The sequence below is a fragment of the Collinsella ureilytica genome (genome assembly GCF_019795105.1).
In the GTDB taxonomy this organism is placed as follows: Bacteria; Actinomycetota; Coriobacteriia; order Coriobacteriales; family Coriobacteriaceae; genus Collinsella; species Collinsella ureilytica.
Map to the genome: position 1 here is coordinate 16800 of NZ_JAIMFO010000009.1, position 19309 is coordinate 36108.

Annotated in this window: 12 protein-coding genes; 6 read left to right on the forward strand and 6 right to left on the reverse strand. The window is 53.5% G+C overall.

All coding sequences use genetic code 11. The features are described 5' to 3' along the window. Positions 1–39: 39 nt before the first annotated feature. From K6V98_RS07885 to K6V98_RS08820, 5 genes are all read left to right on the forward strand, one after another. Positions 40–3990 carry a hypothetical protein gene (locus tag K6V98_RS07885; protein WP_222199987.1) on the forward strand — a complete coding sequence of 1317 codons (3951 nt, stop codon included), beginning with the start codon at positions 40–42 and terminating at the stop codon, positions 3988–3990. Continuing rightward, positions 3987–5114 (forward strand): twin-arginine translocation signal domain-containing protein, encoded by a 1128-nt coding sequence (locus K6V98_RS07890; protein ID WP_222199988.1) that lies wholly within the window; start codon positions 3987–3989, stop codon positions 5112–5114. The genes K6V98_RS07885 and K6V98_RS07890 overlap by 4 nt, the downstream gene beginning before the upstream one ends. Positions 5115–5126: 12 nt before the next feature. Then, positions 5127–6869: an ATP-binding cassette domain-containing protein gene (locus K6V98_RS07895; RefSeq protein WP_222199989.1), complete on the forward strand. Its 1743-nt coding sequence runs from the start codon at positions 5127–5129 to the stop codon at positions 6867–6869. A 109-nt stretch (positions 6870–6978) separates the two neighbouring features. After that, positions 6979–7230 carry a hypothetical protein gene (locus K6V98_RS07900; RefSeq protein WP_222199990.1) on the forward strand — a complete coding sequence of 84 codons (252 nt, stop codon included), beginning with the start codon at positions 6979–6981 and terminating at the stop codon, positions 7228–7230. Between the two features lie 9 nt (positions 7231–7239). Continuing rightward, complete coding sequence (locus K6V98_RS08820) at positions 7240–11523, forward strand: acyl-CoA dehydratase activase (RefSeq protein ID WP_222199991.1); 4284 nt, start codon at positions 7240–7242, stop codon at positions 11521–11523. Between the two features lie 146 nt (positions 11524–11669). Here the strand turns inward: K6V98_RS08820 and K6V98_RS07910 are convergent, their stop codons facing one another. The 6 genes from K6V98_RS07910 to cysK form a co-directional block, all read right to left on the reverse strand. Then, a complete protein-coding gene (locus tag K6V98_RS07910; protein WP_222199992.1) occupies positions 11670–13073 on the reverse strand; it encodes a coiled-coil domain-containing protein in 1404 nt (467 codons plus the stop codon). Positions 13074–13230: 157 nt separating this feature from the next. Beyond that, positions 13231–13503 carry a metal-sensing transcriptional repressor gene (locus K6V98_RS07915; RefSeq protein ID WP_222199993.1) on the reverse strand — a complete coding sequence of 91 codons (273 nt, stop codon included), beginning with the start codon at positions 13501–13503 and terminating at the stop codon, positions 13231–13233. A gap of 33 nt (positions 13504–13536) precedes the next feature. Next, the gene (locus tag K6V98_RS07920) at positions 13537–13755 is read right to left on the reverse strand and encodes a heavy-metal-associated domain-containing protein (RefSeq protein ID WP_222199994.1); all 219 of its coding nucleotides are present in this window, start codon (positions 13753–13755) and stop codon (positions 13537–13539) included. A 25-nt stretch (positions 13756–13780) separates the two neighbouring features. Then, positions 13781–16147, reverse strand: a complete 2367-nt coding sequence (locus K6V98_RS07925; RefSeq protein WP_222199995.1) for a heavy metal translocating P-type ATPase — start codon at positions 16145–16147, stop codon at positions 13781–13783. Positions 16148–16291: 144 nt separating this feature from the next. Next, complete coding sequence (locus K6V98_RS07930) at positions 16292–17689, reverse strand: MnmA/TRMU family protein (protein WP_306792856.1); 1398 nt, start codon at positions 17687–17689, stop codon at positions 16292–16294. A gap of 66 nt (positions 17690–17755) precedes the next feature. Further along, positions 17756–18694: a cysteine synthase A gene (gene cysK, locus K6V98_RS07940; protein ID WP_222199996.1), complete on the reverse strand. Its 939-nt coding sequence runs from the start codon at positions 18692–18694 to the stop codon at positions 17756–17758. 162 nt (positions 18695–18856) lie between these two features. On the opposite strand from cysK, the gene K6V98_RS07945 reads away from it, so the two are divergent. Next, positions 18857–19285 (forward strand): RrF2 family transcriptional regulator, encoded by a 429-nt coding sequence (locus K6V98_RS07945; RefSeq protein WP_222199997.1) that lies wholly within the window; start codon positions 18857–18859, stop codon positions 19283–19285. The last annotated feature ends 24 nt before the right edge of the window (positions 19286–19309 follow it).

Sequence of the window (19309 nt, forward strand, 5' to 3'; positions counted from 1 at the left end):
TGTCGTTTGTATCTACGTTCACTGTTTGTAAGGAGTGCCATGCATGTAAGAGGTGCTGCAAAGGCGTGGGCAGAACGGCTGCTCGGCTTCACGCTTGCTTGTAGTCTTGTGCTTTCAACATTTCCGATAAAGACGTTTGCAGAGACATTATCCCCAGATAGTTCCATTGCATCTATGGCGGCACATGAGGCCGTGCGTCCCGCTACTGATGTAGAGAATAATGCCGCCCCTAAGGAGGCAGATGGAGATGCGTCGCATGTAGATGGTTCTACGACGGATACAGCGGATGAATCGCGAGTTGCGGGATCTGATGAGATCTCTGCTGAACCGATCCAAAACGCGCAGGAGTCCGCTTTAGCTTCCGATCAAGCTGGAACGCCAGCAAAAGCTGCTGAGCAAGATAGCGCTACTCAGATCCAAGATGAGCAAGACACGCAAGAGTCTCAGCTCGAGGTTTCGCCAGAAAATAAGGCCTTGCAGTTGCTGAGCGCGGCCTCAGGTTCAACGGCGCTTCCTGCAAGTAGTGCTGAGTTACAGCCGGGCCGCTATATTGTTTCTGCAAACATTTCAATGATGACTCCGATTGGCATTAACGGTTATACAACCAATCCCTTTAATCCCGAGGGTCTTTGCGGCAAGCCGGGTATCCCGTCTGCCCCTGTTCAAAATAATGCAAGCTTAATAGTGGGTGCCGATGGATCGCGTACCCTTACGGTTGACCTCGTCAATCCAGTTTTTACGGTTCAAGAGGCAGGTAGCAGTGAGGACGTTCGGGTTATCTCTACTGAGCGTGTGCCGATTGAAAAAAAGTCAGCCGAGGCATTCGCAGATGACTATGAGCGCTATAACAGAGAGCTTGATGAAGCCGGGATTTCTTCACGTATTTCTCGCGTAACCGTTAATCTTGAAAACTGGAGCGGAAGCTATCACTTTGGCAACTGGAAGGTCTATGCAACGACGCTTACGGCCTTTTTCCCAAGTAGCGAGCCGGGCTGGTCACATATCAAGACACTCGATTTGAGTGTTGATTTAGCTCAGGCAAAGCGCATCATAGAGGGTTCGTTTACACAAACATACAAAGATGATGCAACTGGAATTGAAGTAGACGTTCAAGCTGAAGAAGGTGCAGCGATAGTTGCTGACCTAGCCGATGCTCATTTGAGTGTAGAGCAGATTGAAGCAGGAACATCGCACAAGATTGCGAGCCGAGCGCTCGAGCAGTTCTATATTGGAAAGCCTGTCTTCAGTCTTAAGCGCCTACGCCTCATAAATACAGCGGGACAGCCAATTGAGTTAGCTGGCAAAGCTGCTCTTACAGTAAAAATTCCAGTGCATACGGATGACGCAGCTCTCTATCGGCTGGATCAAGGGGCGGCGTCTATGCTGCCCCCATCGATTGCTTCTGGTGTTTTAACAGTTAGCCAAGATGACTTGGGTGAATATGCACTGGTTGAGAATCAAGGCGCAAAACGTCGGTTGGTGCACACCAAGACAGATGCTGCAACTGGTGTTTCGGTTACATATGCAACTGATGGATCAGTGGATCTGCCATTTTGGGGTGCTGAGTCGATTGATATGGCTCCCAAATACTTTGAGTGGGTTTTGGAACAGGTTACTGTTGGTCGTGTGAAAGCTGGCGCTCCTGATAGCTTTACTGCAAAAGCACTTGCTACCGCCCAGGGTTCAACTTCGAATGGGAATTTTAAGGTAGCGGGGAGCTATGCCGTTGCTTGGGGTGTAGGTCCATTCCCACAGGGGCTCCCTTTTACTGCAAATTATTTTGCAGTTGGTATGGGATCTGCCGGGCCTGACGCTCGATACTCGTTCAAAGCGGGTCGCAATCCGCTCTCAGTATCCTTGCCGGTAACGAGCCCTCATGCTCAAGTGTATTTCGTCTCTGGAACAGTTGGTAAGGGTGCTCTTGAGGCCAAGCGCTTAGATGCAGATATTCTCGGCATGGGCGCTCGGACTTCCATCAACAATGAAGATCTTGGCATGGATGACGGCATGCTGAGGATGTTTAATGCGGTACATGATGCCGCAGATGGCCTGCGAACAGGTGAGCCGCAAAATCCTGAGACCAAGCTTGGTTGGCTTGTAGTTGTCGAGCCTGCTGCGAAGGCGATCGAAAAGCCTTACGCACAAGAAGGCTTGGTGTATAACGGAGGCGTTCAGACCGGTGTTGCCGAGGGCGAGGGCTATGAAGTTGCTTCGGGAAGTGCCGATGTAGCAGGCTCCTATACCGCATTGGTAAGTTTGAAGCCTGGCTACATGTGGTCGGATGGAAGCACCGCGCCTCTGCCAATCTCATGGTCAATTGAGAAGGCACCGCTCGTGGCAACCTATGTAGGCGAGCAGATCAAAGAGGGTACAGCGCCGAAGCTGGCGGTTGAGGTTACGGGTTTTGTAGGAGCGGAATCTGCCAAGACTGCTCAGGGCTATGTGGCACCAACCGTTACTGCTCCGGATACGTTGGCTTCGGGCACCTCGGTTGTGCTCACGCCAGCAGGTGGTGCAGCGGCTAACTATCGCTTTACGTATGTAGGAGGTACGCTGGCGGTTCTGGGGCAGCGCTTACCGGTGAGCCTCGAGGCAGGTACGTATTCGGTTACGGCAAATCTTGCCATGCCAGGTGCCTTTAACCCGCTGATCCCAGGTCTTACGGTCTATGCAAATAACCCGAGCAATCCCTTTGGCCCCACGATTGATGAAAATGATCCGGCTGAGGTGGGCGCGGGCGTTCCTTCGTTCCCGCTGAAATCAAATGCACAGCTCATTGTTTCTGCAACGGGCGCACGTACGCTCATCTTGCCCATCAAAAACCCGATCTTTACCACGCAGTCTTTGGGTACCTGCCCTGATTTAGTTGATGTGCGCACCGAGCGCGTACGTCCAACTGCTGCCGGAGGCGCTTGGAGTGGCTCATATAATAAGCGCGCTGATCGTATTCATATGATGTCTGCGCGCCTGCCAGAAGGTGAGCCAGCGGGCAAGGTGAGCTTTAATTTTGCGGGCAGTATTTTGTACGCCGTTCCTCTTGATAAAGAGATTCGGCCAGCAGGTGCTCAAGCGCTTTGCTTAACGCTTGACTATGACAGTGCGCAGAAGATATCTGAATCAACCGAGCTTCCGGCATTTGCGCGCGAAGGAACTGGTGGAACGACTGAGATAATCACGCCTATTGTGCCGCAACCTCAGCCGGATCCAGATCCAAAACACACTGAGCAGCAGCAAGGCGATGAGGTGAACACGACACGTGATGGTCTGCTTGCTGCGGGAGTCTATACCGTCTCGGCAAATATTTGGGTAGATAAGGGCAGCTCTGGCCTGCCGCTTCAGCCACATTTTACGAGTGCTGCGTTTCCGCCGATGAATCCGGTAAGTGGCAATGCTGAGCTCCATGTCGACGACCACGGTCGGGCTCAGCTAATCGTGCCAATCCTCATTCAATCGCGAATCATGCAGGTAAAGAGCTTGAGTGGCCTTCCTATTATCAGCTCAACTTCTGCAGGCGGAGGACTTTCGAGCATCGTGCTTGACCTCGGTGTGCTCCATGCAACCGATACGGTTATTACCATTCCCTGCCACGCTGAGGTGCGCCTGGGAGACCTTGCAGCAAGCATTATCGGCGGCAGCCGAAATCGTAGCTGGGACTGCGTTTTTCAGATGCGGTTCCGGGGAACTTCAAATTCGGGTGGCGGAGAAATTCCAGCTGCAGCTCAGGCCATTTTGGATAACCAAGGCAAAGATGGTAAGGCAGCTGACGCAAAGGCAGAGGCTGAGGCTGCGGAGGCGTCCGCGCTGGCCCATCTCAATGCTCGTTCAAAAGGTGTGCCTGGAGCACAGGCAGCATCTCGCTCATCTGAGGATGCTCCTTGGGTTCCCGCTGCTCTAGCAGTAGCTGCTGTTGTTGTGACGCTCGGCTGCGTCGCCTTCTTCTTGAGTAAGCGCCCAAGAGCTGGGCTGAAGGGGAAGGGGGCTCAGCAATGAGCAGGTCGTGGTCAATATCACGGCGAACGTTTTTGGGACTCTCTGCTGCCTCTCTTGCCCTTCTTGGGCTTGGTGGCTGCGGCTCTGTGCAGCCATCGGGCTCAGCAGTGTCACTGACGGCTGAGCCCGAAAAGCGAAAGCTTCAGGGATCATTCGATCCGGTTCAGGCTCGGGTGGGGCTCATCTTAGGACCGCCTTCCATGGGCTTGGCTCAGTTTGTGCTGGCAGCTCGGGCAAAACGTACCGTGAATGATTTCAGCTTCACCTCAAACGGTGTTGACTATATCGGGCTTTCTGCTGCCTTAAATCAGGGTGATTATGATATTGCGACGCTACCAAGCAATATCGGACCGATTCTGTATAACAATCATGAGCTGCAAAACTCGTATCAGGTCATCAGCGTGAATAATCTTGGCATCCTGTATGTCATGACTACAGATCCATCGATCTCGACCTTATCTGATTTGGCCGGACGGCGAGTCTATGCCTACGGTGAGGGAGGTCCTCCTGAGTATACGATCCAGGCGCTGCTGAAAAAGAAAGGCTTGGAAGGAAGCTTTGAGCTGGAGTTTAAGTCAACTCCTTTTGAGGTGCTCAATCTCATGCAGCAAGAAGACAAGTGTGTGGCAATTCTGCCACAGCCGTTTATCTCGCTATCCAAGCTCATGGTTGATCCTTTGTATGCTCCGATCAGCATCACACGCGAATGGAATGAGGCCTTTGCAGACACGGGAAGTCAGTGTGTCACGACTATTACCGTTGCCAATCGAGCCTTTATTGAAGAGCATGAGCAGGCAATTGTTGAGTATCTGCAGATGCAAGGCAGCTCGGTGAGCTGGACGCTCGAGCATATGGATGAGGCGGCAGCTCTGCAAGAGGAGCTCGACCTCTTCTTGAATAATAGCGTTGCTGCCGATGCCTTGCCTGACGTGGCGCTCACCTGCCTTTGTGGCACCGAGATGCGCCGGGCATTGTCTGGTTACATTGCGGAGCTCTTTGCGGTCAATCCAGATGCAGTTGGTGGTGAGCTGCCCGATGATAGGTTCTACTATTTGCCACCGGTTGGAGCGATTGAAGACGAGGCTATTGGCCTGGCTGCTGCGAATGCCCGGGTGCGTGCGTAATGAGTGCACCTGATGAGTGAGCGAATTTCTCTATCTGAGGTATCGGCTGCAACGGGTATACCCGAAGAGCGGCTTGCCCTCATGGCTACTCGCATCCGCGAGGATGGGATCGAAGACGCTCACATGGGGCAGATGATGCGCGTGGCTGCTGCAGGAGGAATTGATCCTGAGCGAATTGTAGCCATGCTTGAATCGCTTGGGGTCTCATGTGAGCAGGCAACTCGCGTGGCATCTGCCCAAGGCTTGCTCGAGCCCGAGGCCGCTCGGGCGCTGTTGGAGCGCTCACGATCTCATGAGAGTGTTCGCGAGAACGATGACAAGAGCCTGCCGCACATCTGGAGGCGTGGAGCCATTATTGGGCTTTGGCTGGTAGTCTGGCAGATCGCTGATGCGTATATACATAATCGGCTGATTTTAACCGGCCCTCTTCGTGCGGTTACTGCCTTAAGCTCGCTGGCGATGAAGGCAGAGTTTTGGCTTGCCTGCTCAGCTTCACTGATACGGATTGCCTCGGGGTTTTTTCTCTCCGTAAGCATAGGCATCCTTTTGGCAGTTGTGGCTCATCGAAGTCGCTTGGTGCGCGATCTTGTTGAGCCGGTCATGTCGCTGCTCAGAACCATTCCGGTTGTGAGCATCATCATTATGTTGCTCATTTGGGTTGGAAATCAGCTCCTTATGGTCTACCTTGCCTTTACCGTTGTCTTGCCCTTCATCTACACCGGAGTGTTGGCAGGTCTTGATAGTGCAGATCCTGAGATGCTTGAGGTCGCTCGTATCTTCGGCATCTCAAAATGGCGTGTATTTTTGTATATCTATCGTCCGGCTTGTATGGCACACCTGACGAGTGCGTGCAAGCTCGGCCTTGGTATGAGTTGGAAAAGCGGAATCATGGCTGAGGTGCTAGCCGTGCCAAAGCCCTCAGTTGGCAAGGGAATGGCGCTTGCGCGCACCTATCTCAACACTCCCGATTTATTTGCCTGGACCTTGGTCGTGATGCTCATGAGCTGGATCTTTGAGCTGGGGTTTATGGCACTGCTGCGCCGACTGAGTCTGCCCTTTGGAAGCTTGCTCGTTCGCAGGTCTCATCGCGCGTGCGAAACGGGTCGGCCTGCCTCATCGAGTGGGGATGTCGCTCAGTCCTATGAAGCAAGCGAGGGTTCGGCCGAGCTTGTGCTCACGAGCGTTTCAAAATCATTCGGCGCTCAGCGCGTCTTATCAAAGCTAGATATGAGCCTCGCTGCTGGCTCTCTGACCTGTTTGATGGGGCCTTCTGGTGCGGGCAAAACAACCTTGTTGCGAATCATCTTAGGCCTTGAGCGCATCGATGCCGGCCAGATTTCAAACAGTATGCCGGGGAGCATATCGGTGGTATTCCAAGAGGATCGGCTCGCCATTGAGCTCACGCCCATTGAGAATGTAGCGCTGGTCATGGGAGGTCGAGCCTCGTACCAGCATCTTGTATCGGTCTTGTCTGAGATTTTGCCGCCTGAGTGTTTGAACCGCCCCGTCTCTCAGCTCTCTGGTGGCCAGCGCAGACGTGTAGCGCTTGCACGTGCTGTGCTCGCACCAAGCTCAATGATTGTGATGGATGAGCCTTTCACCGGACTTGACGCAGCTACCAGGCAAGAGGTAATTCGCTTTGTGCTGCGCCATCGTGCATGCCGCACACTTTTGGTGTCGACTCATGGCGAGCAAGATGCTGAGCTTTTGGGAGCGACGCGGCTGAACATGAAAGATCTGAGTCCAGCGCTGTAAGCGCATTCGTGGATGAGTCGTGCATTTGGTTTTTGCGGTGCCATGGCAACGACATCAAAAAGGATGCTGCATCAAACTTATGGTACGTGAAATGAGGAGCGTGATTCGCATGGCAACAATTGATAGCACACAATGCATGAGAGACATCGTGCTCGGTGACCCTATGTTTGGAGAGTTTTTGGTAGACAAGGGCTTTCCCTTTTCGGTGGATAATCCCATTACTGAGTTTGTGACCTTTGATGATGTCGTTCGTATGCGTGAGTTGGATCGCGAAGCCTTCTTGGCTGAGTACGATGAATATCGTGCGCGTGGAGGTGTTCTGCCTAAAGGAGCTCAGCGAATGAATCCTGCTGCTTGTTAGTGAGTCGCTGTGTACGCCATCGGCATCGATATCGGGTCTTCATCGGTCAAACTCGCCTGTCTTGACCTTACAAACCCCGCAGTACATGCCCAGGTTCAGTCTGAAAGCAACCGGGTGAGTAAGGTCGCATCGTTCGAGCCGAGCGCACTCGCTCATGCAGTTTTGTATGGAGCAAGAAGACCGCATCGGGGCGATCCGCTGGGTGTTCTGGCAGACCTCTTACAAGAGGCATATGCGAAGCTCGGGCTTGAAAACTGTGCTGCGTGTGGGTTGACGGGAAGCGGCCGCGCGCTCGTGGCACCTATTGCGAAGCAGGCGACAGTACTCGAAGATCTTCCTGCAATCTCTGCAGGCGCGACACTTTTGATGCCGCATGTCCGATCAATTATGGCGATTGGTGCTGAGCGAGCAGCGTATATCACAGCGCTTGGCTCCGGCAGAGCTCCTCGCTTTGCTCTGAATGATGGATGTGCGGCGGGTACCGGTTCTTTCTTTGAGGATCAGATGGGAAGGCTTGGCCTTTCTATTGAAGATTTTTCTTCCCTCGTTGCTCGCGCCACGTCAGTACCAAGAATTTCTGGACGGTGCGCAGTCTTTGCCAAAACCGATATCATTCACCGCCAGCAAGAAGGTGTTCCCATCGAGGATATCTTGCAAGGACTCTGCCGTGCGATGGTACGGAGCTATCGCTCGCTCATCGTGGGCAGCTTACCTATAGAGGCACCGCTTGCCGTTGTGGGCGGTGTCATGCTCAATGAGGGAGTTCTGGCTCAGGTGCGCGAGGTCTTTAGCTTAGAGCCGAGTGACCTCATTGTCTCAGAGCAAAATTTGTACCTCCAAGCTGCTGGTGCTGCCGTACATGCGGCGCGTATGCATCAGCAAAGAATCGGGCAACCAGCAAGCTGCGGTGAAAAGCAAGAAGGTCTGTTCGCCCTAGATCTCAAGGCTTTGTGCGAACTGCGTCGCGCTCATCAAGGCGCAGACCCTGCTCCAAAAGGGCGAATGAGAGCTGTGTGCTCATTGTCTCAGGCTGCATCCCATTGTTCTTCCTTACCGGGATTGGCTTGCAAGACAGGGGAGAGGAAGGCTTCTGTGGGCGCGCCTGCATCGAACGCTCCTTCTGCATCTGCTGTTCTCGGTGCATCGTCGGCAAATTCAGTGCAGACGCCAGGCCTACCTGCCAGCATGAGCGAGCCTGCACCAGCAGCTTCGTATACCACATGCGAGCCACTGCCGCAGATTGACTTTGTGCCAGGCAATGGCTTTCAAGCCAAGCCGCTTGACAGCTGTTGTACTACAGGCGCGCCCGTGCCAAGCTACCTTGGTATTGATGTGGGATCGACAAGTACGAATTTTGTGCTCATCAATACCTCAGGCGAGCTCATTCATGCCCGGTATGCACGAACGGGAGGAGATTCCAAGGCGGCGGTTACAGCAGGTCTTGCTGCGCTTGGAGGAGCCGTAGGCGAGCGTGTGCGCATCATCGGTGTTGGTGTGACTGGCTCAGGGCGCACGCTGATTGGCGCGCACGTGGGTGCCGATGTGGTAAAAGATGAGATTACCTGCCAGGCGCGAGCTGCTGCCAGCGCCGATCCGTATGTGGATACCGTTTTTGAAATTGGCGGACAGGATTCCAAATATATCAGCCTGAAAGACGGCGAAGTTGCCGATTTTCAGATGAATAAGGTATGCGCGGCAGGAACGGGCTCATTTGTAGAGGAGCAGGCAGCGCGGCTTTCCATTCCTCTCTCAGCATTTGGCTCGCTTGCGCTTCGTGCCGCGCATCCGGTCGATTTGGGTGAGCGCTGTACCGTCTTTGTAGAGACTGCCATGAATGCCGCTCTTGCTGCAGGAGCGCGTACAGAAGACATCGCAGCAGGGCTGTGCCAATCGATCATTCGAAATTACCTGCATCGGGTTGTGGGGTCAAAGCCGGTAGGCAAGCGCATTGTACTCCAAGGTGGTGTGTGTTTTAACACCGGCATCGTTGCTGCCTTTGTGCAAGCCTATGGTGATACGATCTCTGTTTCTCCGTATTTTGCTGTTTCTGGCGCGGTGGGAGCAGCACTCATGGCGCGTGATGCCAAGCTGCAAACAACGAGATTTCGTGGTTGGGATCTCACGGGTACAGCAAAGCCGGAAAGCGCTATACGTGAGCAAGAGATCGAAGCATATCGTGCCTTTTTCCATGAGGGCGAGCGGTGGATGCTTGCGGGCTATGATCCTACGATTGATCCGGCAAAAAAGACCGTGGGCATTCCGCGCTCGTTGATGATCTATAAGTTTTTTCCTATGGCACATGCCTTCTTTACTCACCTAGGCTTTAATGTCCTGCTCTCTGATACGAGTAGTGAAGCCACCATTGCCCGCGCTCAAGAAACTGCACAGGGCGAGACCTGTTTTCCGATCAAGCTGATGCACGGTCATATGCTTGAATTGGTCGAGCGAGGGGTTGACTATATCTTCATGCCTGCGGTGCGTACCGTCCGCCATGAGCATTCCACCTTGGCTCATAATTATGGCTGCCCGTATATGTATGCGGCTCCTTCCTTGGTGGAGCGCGAGCTTGGCCTTGCTCAGCGGGGAGTCGAGCTTATCTCTCCTGTGCTTGATATGGAGATGGGACAGCAAGCAATGGCTGCTGCCATGTTGCGCGTGGGAGTAAGCCTTGGTCGCACACCTCGAGAGACCTCGCTGGCGCTCTTGGCAGGCACACAAGCAATCAGTGAATGTACGCGGCTGACCGAAGAAGCGGGGGAACGCTTGCTGGCATCCATTGGCAAGGATGAGCGCGTGTTAGTTATGGTAACGCGCAATTATGGGATCTCAGATGCCGTCCTCAATGCAGGTATTCCTGATGCACTCATTGATCGAGGCCAGCGGGTAATAACGATCTCGCACCTCAAGGCACATAGCTTTAGTATCGAAGAAGATTATCCCAATATATATTGGCCATTTGGTCAGCATATTTTGGCAGCGGCGAAGCTGATTCGTCGTGATCCGCGCTTAGTTGCTGTGTATTTGACCAATCATGGCTGCGGCCCAGATTCGATGCTCGCTCATCTTTTTGCTGAAGAGATGGGCTCAAAGCCGTACTTACATATTGAGGTTGATGAGCATTTTTCTAAAGTGGGAATTATCACGCGGATAGAGGCTTTCCTAAACAGCCTGACGCGCTATGAGCCAAACGATGAGCGAAGTCTGCCACTGGTACAGATGCGGGTTGAACAAAACGAAACTCCGCTCGAGCCTCATATACCTGTGGCGCTGCCTGCCTTTGGCCTGCCTGCTCGCACGCTCGCTACGTATCTTAAGCAAAGAGGCTTTGAGGTCACGCCGATTGCTTCTGACGCTCGCTCACTCGCTCGCGCTCGGACGCTTCTTGCTGGCAAAGAATATCTTTCGTTTACGGCTCAGCTCGGATGCGCGTTGGTGGCAGCAGAAAAAGCTGCAGTATCGAAGCAGCGGATGCAGCTTTTGTTGCCGTCAGGGGAAGGGGCGGATGCCGATGGCGTATATGACCGGGTGATACGCTCAAAGCTTGCGGCATCCGGTATAAACCAGATCAAGATCGTGGCACCACGACTTGAGCGTATTCCTGAGCGCGTGAAAGATATGCATGGTGTGGTGGCAGCACTCTTGGCAGCAGACGTGGCCTCTGCTGCTGGAACGAAGCATGCTCCTGCCGTACTCGATAAGCTTTCGCATGCGGGTTTTGCGTTGAGCGCACTGCGTGAGGCGGCGGCTCAAATTGGGCAGGCGCGTGCAGAAGAGTCGGGCGTAAAAGGGACGATCTTAGCTGTAGGTGAGTGGACATGTGTGTGGGACGATGATCTGAATGAGGGAGCCTTGCTGCGACTTGAAGCCCAAGGCTGGCGTGTGAAGCGAATGCCAGCAACTGAGATGCTCTGGTTCCTCTGGTGTGATGCCTATCAAGACCGGGAGCGCTTTGATTGGATTGCGTCGCTTATGGCTGAAATCTCAAAGCTCTTGGGTAAGGCGTCTCCCTTTCAAGACGATCCGTATCAGCTTTTTGGTATGGCAGATACCTTGGTGGGATCACTTGCTGCAGCACATGGTCGCTATCGGTCGGCAAAAACAGCGCTTGCAGGCGAGCTGGCGCAAGGAGCCCTCGCGATGGCGTCGCTCTATGAGAATACGGATGTGATTTTGGGGCTTGCTGAGGCCGCCTCAGCCGAGCATATGACCGTACCCGTCATGCGTTTGGGCTTTGAAGGCACGTCTCATGGTGACATTGATGAGCGCCTTGCTGCTTTTACCTATTACCTCTGAGATGGTTAGACAGGCGTAAAGGTTACTTGTGGGGTAAGCGCAGCATGTCTTGCTGCAGGGTGCATAAATCTGCTTGCCTCTCGCTGTCGCAGGCACGGAGTGCATGAGCACGTTCTAGCGCACGTTCTAACCCGCTTAACTCCGGCTTAGCGCATGAAAAAGAAGATTATGATCAGCACAACGACGAGGATGATCAGGGTGCAAGCGCCGACGATCGCTGCAATAAAACGCAGACGAGAATCACGCGTATGCTCGCGGATCGCCCGCTCTTCTTGCTGTAAGGCTTGAAGCTGCTCTTGACGTTCACCTCGCACAATCAGATCTTCATCGAGTTGCGCAGCAAGCTGAACGGTCAGCTCAGGATGCTCATGAATATCAGTTGCCTCATCCATGAGCGTTTGAGCATTTTCGGCAATCTCTTCTTGTTCTGCTATGAGTTGCGCTTCTGCCTTGGCTTCAGCTTCACGGGCAGAAATTTCATCACGCAGACTCCGCTGGCGCTCTTGGGCATCAAGCTTTGCTCGATCGAGCTCGTCGCGAGCAGCATCGGCCTCAGCAGTTACGGTGCGGAAATTCTCTTTTGCAACACCAATGGGCTTTTCTGCCTCAACAAGTATGGCAGAGGCGGTGGTAATTGCCCGGTCAAGTTCGGCTTCAATCTGTGGAAGATCCAGCTCAGCTGCGCGCTCAGCCTCAATAGCATCAGAAATTTCACGCTGGAGCTCGGTCGAGCGAACCGAATAGGCGGCAGTGTTTGCCGATGGATTGCGTTGGATATCGGCAAATTCTGCCCGCAGGGTCTCAACGCGCTCGCGTGCACTTGCAATTGCTCCCTTTGCGGCAGCAAGCCCCGATGCTCGCTCTTCTTCTGAGCGCTTGAGATTACGACGTGCATCGTCTACACGACGCTGAAGGCGTGCCCCGGCTTCCCGCGCACTGGTCTCTTTTGCCTCAGCCGCCTCAACGGCTGCACGAAGGCGTTTCTCAGTTTTTTGGTCATCAGATTTCATCTGTTTCAAGCGATCATTTGCGTGAGCAATCGCTTCGGCAAGCTCACGATGTTTTGCTTCGGCGCGGGCGATGGTGGCTTCTGCTTCTTGGCGACGAGCCGTTTCTTGAGCCATGATGTCTGTATACCGAGCTGCTACATCGCGACGATGCTCAAGTTCTTCCGTCCGCTCTTGAATGGTATGCTCAAGAATATCGAGCTCAGACTGGGCAGTTTCACGCGCGCGCTTGGCATCTCCAACTTGCTTGATTGCGGATGCACCACGCATGAAGAGCGAGCGAACCGCCTCAACTGCTCCAGCATCTTCGAGTGCACGATCGCTCTCGCTACCATCATCGGCTCCGGCATCAGGCCTGTGTTGCCGAACAGCGTTTGTGCCATCAATGACCTCAAAGCCCTGAGGTAGCGGCTCGGGCTCGTCTCCGATCTGTTCGTACTCTTCACGAGAGAGAAAGCCTGGTAGTGGCCGTTCATTTTCGGGATAGGCGGCATGAGACGAGGAAGGCTCTGTATGCGTTTGAGAGTTCTTGTGCTCGTCCATCGGTATCCTCCCGTCATCTGTTTTCCGCGCGTGCAGCGGATGTTCTCACCATCATAGCCTTCAAATGTATCCGTGCCATCAGCTCAATCAAGCTTGTTGAGAATGCTCGCAATTTTGCCAATTTGGCTCTCGTTATACGTGAGGCGGAACGACTTATTTAGCGCGTGAGCTTATCGATGACACCCTCAATTTCGAGGAGTTTTTCGTGCCGCTCTTCTGGTGTTCCCAAGGTAGCTGCATCTTGTACGCAGCCCTCAATATGAGCCTTGAGCACGTCTGCATTAATGCGATTCAACAGAGAAGCCGTTGCCATGAGTTGGGTGGAGATATCGATGCAATAGCGATCGGAATCCACCATGCGCATAATGCCGTCTATCTGCCCGCGTGCCGTTTTGAGCAAGCGAAGCACCTGTTCCCGATCAGCCCTCATTGCACGATCCTCCCTCTCTCACAGAGCAGGCTTTTATGCTTCGGTGATGGAAAGCGCACGAAATGCTCCAGCGCTTGCAATAGCACTCGCAAGAGCCTCGTGCTCAATTGGCTTGTTCGCCATGACCTGAACGGTAGCAGTTGCATGATCTGCATCGGCATCTATAACGCCTGCGACCTGCATGAGCGCGCTTTCAACGGAGGCATCGCAGTGTCCGCAGTTGAGTCCTTCAGTCTTGATGATGTAGTTCATGATCTTCCTTTCAACGTGAGCAGACTTATATGGTCAGGCTTGGCTTGAAGCGTTTGAGACGGAGCGCATTGAGGACAACACATACACTGGAAAGACTCATGGCGGCTGCTCCAAACATGGGATTGAGCTGCCATCCGGTAAAAGGGAAGAGCACGCCTGCTGCTAAGGGGATGCCTAAGGCGTTATAGATGAGCGCCCAGAACAGGTCTTGTTTAATGGTGCGGATGGTTGCTCGCGAAAGCTCAAGTGCGCGCCTAACATCAGCCAAATCACTTTTCATGAGCACAATATCGGCACCTTCTTTTGCAATATCTGCTCCGGTGCCAATGGCGATCCCAACGTCTGCTCGTGCGAGAGCAGGGGAGTCGTTAATTCCATCACCCACCATAGCAACCCTCTGACCTGCCGCTTGGAGCTTGCGTACATGATGCTCTTTTTCTTGCGGCAAGACGCCTGCGATAATTTCGCTCGGCTCAAGGCCTGCCGCTTTCCCTATGGCCTCGGCACTCAACTGATTGTCTCCGGTGAGCATCATAATGTGCTTGCCAGAGCGTTTGAGGCTTTGAATCGCAGCTGCACTGGTTGGCTTTATACGATCAGCAACACCAATCACACCTACCGCCACCTCATTTCGGGCAAAGATGAGCGGTGTCTTACCTTCCTTTGCGAGTCGGTCAAGCAGCTCGGTATCAGGCTCAATGCCAAGCTCTGCCATAAGAGCGGCGTTTCCGGCAGCGATGGTATTGTTGCCTTCACGAGCAGTAATGCCTCGACCCGGAATTGCCTGAAAGTCTTGTACATCTCGTGCAACGATACCGAGCTCATTTGCATGAGCCATAACGGCTTCAGCGAGGGGGTGCTCACTTTGGTGCTCAAGGGCAGCGGCAAGTTTCATAAGAGCCTTTTCGCTCAAGGCATAGGTTCCATCGTGTGAAGCGGTGGGGAGTACGTCGGTAACAACGGGTGAGCCCTCGGTGATGGTTCCCGTCTTATCAAGCACGATAGTGGTAACGGATCTGAGCGACTCCAAGGCTTCAGCGCTTTTGAAGAGAATGCCCATTTGAGCACCTCGTCCGGTTCCCACCATGATGGCAACGGGAGTGGCAAGGCCTAAGGCACACGGGCAGCTAATAACTAATACAGCAACGGATGCCGTGAGTGCCTCATGAGCTGAGTTGCCCATGAGCATCCATGCCAGAAAGGTACAAAGTGCAATACCAATAACTGCTGGAACAAAGATGGCAGCAACCTGATCGGCAACGCGTGATATGGGAGCCTTCGTTGCGTTAGCATCTTCAACGAGACGAATAATTCCTGCTAGGGTCGTGTCACTTCCTACTCGGGTGGCGCGGAAGGTAAAGCTACCGGTGCGATTTGTTGTTGCAGCAGAGACGGTATCACCCGCACGCTTTTCTACCGGCAGGCTCTCTCCTGTGAGAGCACTTTCATCTACCGCTGATGCTCCGGTAAGCACTACGCCATCAACGGGGATGGATTCACCGGGTCTCACGCGCAGAATCTGCCCGGGCGCGATTGCGTCTACCGAAATAGTTGTTTCACTCCCATCGTCTGCAAGAAGGGTTGCCGTGGCAGGTACCAGATCCATGAGCTGGGCTAAGGCATCGCCTGTCTTAGACTTACTGCGCGTTTCGAGATATTTACCAACAGTGACTAGAGCCAAAATCGTGCCCGCAGCTTCAAGATAGAGATTATCATGTGCCACGCGAGCAGCAGCTGCGGGGTCTCCTGCAGCAAGGTGCTCTGCCATGACATACATTGCCCAGATCGACCAGGCAATGCTCGCTCCGGCACCAATGGCAATCAAGGCATCCATGGTAGGGGCGTGCCTCATGAGCGATTTCGCGCCCTGAATAAAATACGCACGGTTTACGAAGGCAATGGGAATGGTGAGCAAAAGCAGGGTAAGCGCTAAGGTCATGCTATGGGCATGATCGGTGAGGACATACGGAAGCGGCCAGCCAAACATATGACCCATGCCGATGTAGAACAACGGAATTTCAAAGGCGAGGGAGAGGGCAAGGCGTGTTTGCATCGCCCGAGCTGCCGCCTCAAGCTTTGCAGTAGGACTTTGCGGCTTGAGCGGGGCACCTGTGGGCGCACCTTGTTCGTGAGAGTCAGGGGCGAAAGCTCCTGAACTGGCACCTCCGGCTTGGGTGGAGCCGAGCGGAACTGCCCCATAGCCAGCGCGATCCACAGCCTCGCAAATGGATAGGGGATCGGTTTGCTCAGGATCATAGTCCACCGTCATAGACCCAGCGAGGAGATTGACTGCTACCGACGTTACTCCTTCGAGCTTTGATACAGCTTTCTCTACATGTGCTTGGCATGCAGCGCAGGTCATACCCGAAACATCAAAGCTGGACCTTGCCATACATGAGCCTCCTTGCGCGTATGCAATCGGTGTAGGTAACAGAACCGCCTATCGCCATTGTACCCAACCCCCGGGGGGTATATGAGTGAGACAGACGAAACTTCATACAGGAACATAGCCTACATGGCAGCTTTCGGCTACCTGCTAGTGAAGGACATGCGAGACCGTACCTCCACCGAGCACGATGTCTCCTGCGTAGACAACAACGGCTTGACCGGGAGCAATTGCTCGCTGCGGTGTATCAAAGCGAATGATGAGCCTTTGTGCTCCAGCGAAAGCCTCTGTGTGATCGAGCGTTTGTGCGTGCTGAGGCTGTGCGTGCTGCGGCGAGGTTGTATCCCACGACAGGTGTGCGCGCTGGCTGGGCTGGTGGTATCGGATCCGAGCGTCTACCGAAAGACCTGGCCCCATTGCGGATGCATCCATATCAAGCAAGGAGCGCATCGCGTCTTCGGGAGCGCTCCAAATCCAATCTTTTGCGACAAGTGCGCTTGCGAAGAGATTTGCTTCCTCACCGAGAACCACCGTGTTTGTTTGCGTGTCGATTGAGGTGACGTAAACGGGTTTGAGCATGGCCACACCAAGGCCTTTGCGCTGGCCAATGGTATAGCGAATGGCACCTGTATGCTGCCCTAAAACGCTGCCTTCGGTATCAACAATAGTGCCAGGAGCTAGAAGCTCTCCTTTCCGCTCTTCGATATAGTGGGCAAAGTCGCCATCGGGCACAAAGCAAATCCCTTGGCTGTCGCGTTTCTGAGCATTGCCAAATCCCTGGCGCTCTGCGATGGGGCGCACATCGGTTTCTTTTATCAGGCCGCCAAGGGGGAGGAGCACATGGGCAAGCCGCTCTTGCGTGAGGGAATATAAAACATAGCTTTGATCTTTCGAACTATCAGCGCCAGCGGATAAGGTGTACAGCTCATCTTCGTTCTGAGCATGCGCAATAATCTGATCCCACAGCGTGGCAGAAGTGTCTTCTTGTGGCTGCTCACAAGAGTTTGATGTCTCTTTGAGCTCTGTGTCTTGAAGCGAGGACAGGTTTGCAGGCACCGCAGAGGCAACGCCTGCAGAAGACGTATCCTCGCCGCCCGCTGAGCTCGTATGCGATCCACACATGGAGCTGGTTTTTGGAGATACGCGCTGGATCTGGGCATAGTGGCCGGTAGCAATATAGTCAAATCCGTGCTCAAGCGCCCAATCAAGCAAGGCTCCAAATTTAAGATAGCGGTTGCAGTCAATGCAGGGATTTGGGGTGTGGCCCTCTTCGTAGGTAGTTACAAATTTATCAATGACGTCCCGCTCAAAGATCTCGCGCATATCTAAAACAAGATGCTGAATTCCCAGGCGCTTACATACGTCTGCCGCATCTGCAATGTCTTGCAGCGAGCAGCAGCTACGCGGTCCTGCATCGTCAAACGAACGAGAGCAGGTGAGGCGCATGGTTGCCCCGGTGCACTCAAAACCCTGTTCTTTGAGCAGATAGGCGGTTACGCTTGAGTCAACCCCGCCGCTCATGGCAACGAGCACACGTCCTCGAGACATCACACCTCCTCACCGAATAGTATCCCGGCTATTGTTGCACATCGGATGGCATATATACCCCACTGATCACTCATCAAAAAGTGGAGTTGAGAGATAGCGTTCTCCCGTATCAGCAAGCAAGGCAACGATGGTTTTACCGGCGTTTTCTTGGCGCTTTGCAAGCTGAATTGCAGCAGCGATCGCCGCACCTGATGAAATTCCGACGAGTACACCCTCGCGGTGCCCCATGGCTCGCCCAGCCTCAAATGCTTCATCATCCGTAATAGTGATCACTTCGTCATAGATTCTGGTATTGAGCACATCGGGTATAAAGCCAGCTCCTATGCCTTGAATTTTGTGCGGCCCTGGCTTGCCTTGAGAAAGCACCGGAGAGCTTGCAGGCTCAACCGCAACAATCTGCACTTCTGGTTTTTGCTCTTTGAGATACGCGCCAACCCCGCTCACGGTTCCGCCGGTGCCGACACCTGCAACAAAGATATCTACCTCTCCTTCAGTATCCTCCCAGATCTCCGGACCTGTGGTTCTGAGGTGAGCACTTGGGTTAGCAGGATTTTCAAACTGACTAGGAATAAAGCTCTTCTCAATAGTCTTTGCGAGCTCTTGAGCCTTGGCAATCGCCCCTTTCATGCCTTCGGATCCCGGTGTTAAGACAAGCTCTGCACCATAGGCACGCATAAGCCGCCTGCGCTCAATGCTCATAGTTTCTGGCATGGTAATCATGAGGCGATACCCTCGGGCTGCAGCAACGCTTGCAAGGCCGACACCGGTATTTCCGCTGGTGGGTTCAATGATGGTAAATCCGGCATGTTGCTTAATCACGCCTCTTACTTCGGCATCATCAAGCATGGCGCGAGCAATACGATCTTTTACTGAGCCTGCGGGATTGAAATATTCGAGCTTGGCAAGAATCCGTGCACTCAGACCCTCTGTAGCTTGAGTATGCGTGAGCTCGAGCAGGGGAGTCTTGCCGATGAGCTGGTCGATCGAAGTATAGATGCGCTTCATATGTCGCTCCTAACATGTGAGAGAATTAAATACCTATACAACCTATAGGTATAACGTATAATGTAGAGACAGTAGACCAGACCGAAGCCTTGGCGTCAAGGTTTTGCTTGGCGACTAAACGCGGAATTCACGCTGAGTTTGTATGTCTTGAGAGGAAGCACGATGCTGGTATCAACAAAAGGGCGCTATGCCATTCGCATCTTGGTTGAGCTCGCAAGTTTTGGTGTGAATGCGCGGGTGCCTCTAAGAGAGATTGCGACTCGGCAAAACATTTCAGAAAAGTATCTTGAAAGTATTATCGCCATGCTTGTGCGAGCTGATTTGGTAGCTGGCGTGCGGGGCAAGGGTGGGGGCTATCGACTTGTACGGCCTGCAAAAGACATATCAGTTGGCGAGGTCTTGCGTGCATCTGAGGGAAGTTTGGCACCGGTTGCCTGCCTGTGTGATACAGCAGATCCAGAGGAGCGTTCTCGGGAGGGCAGTTCGCTGAAGATGTGGGAAGAGCTTGAGCGAATCATTACTGAGTATGTGGATAGCATGACCATTGAGGACTTAAAAGAAGAGCCTGAGGTGTATTCCTATGTCATTTAGGGCGGTGAGTCTTAGGCGCTCTTC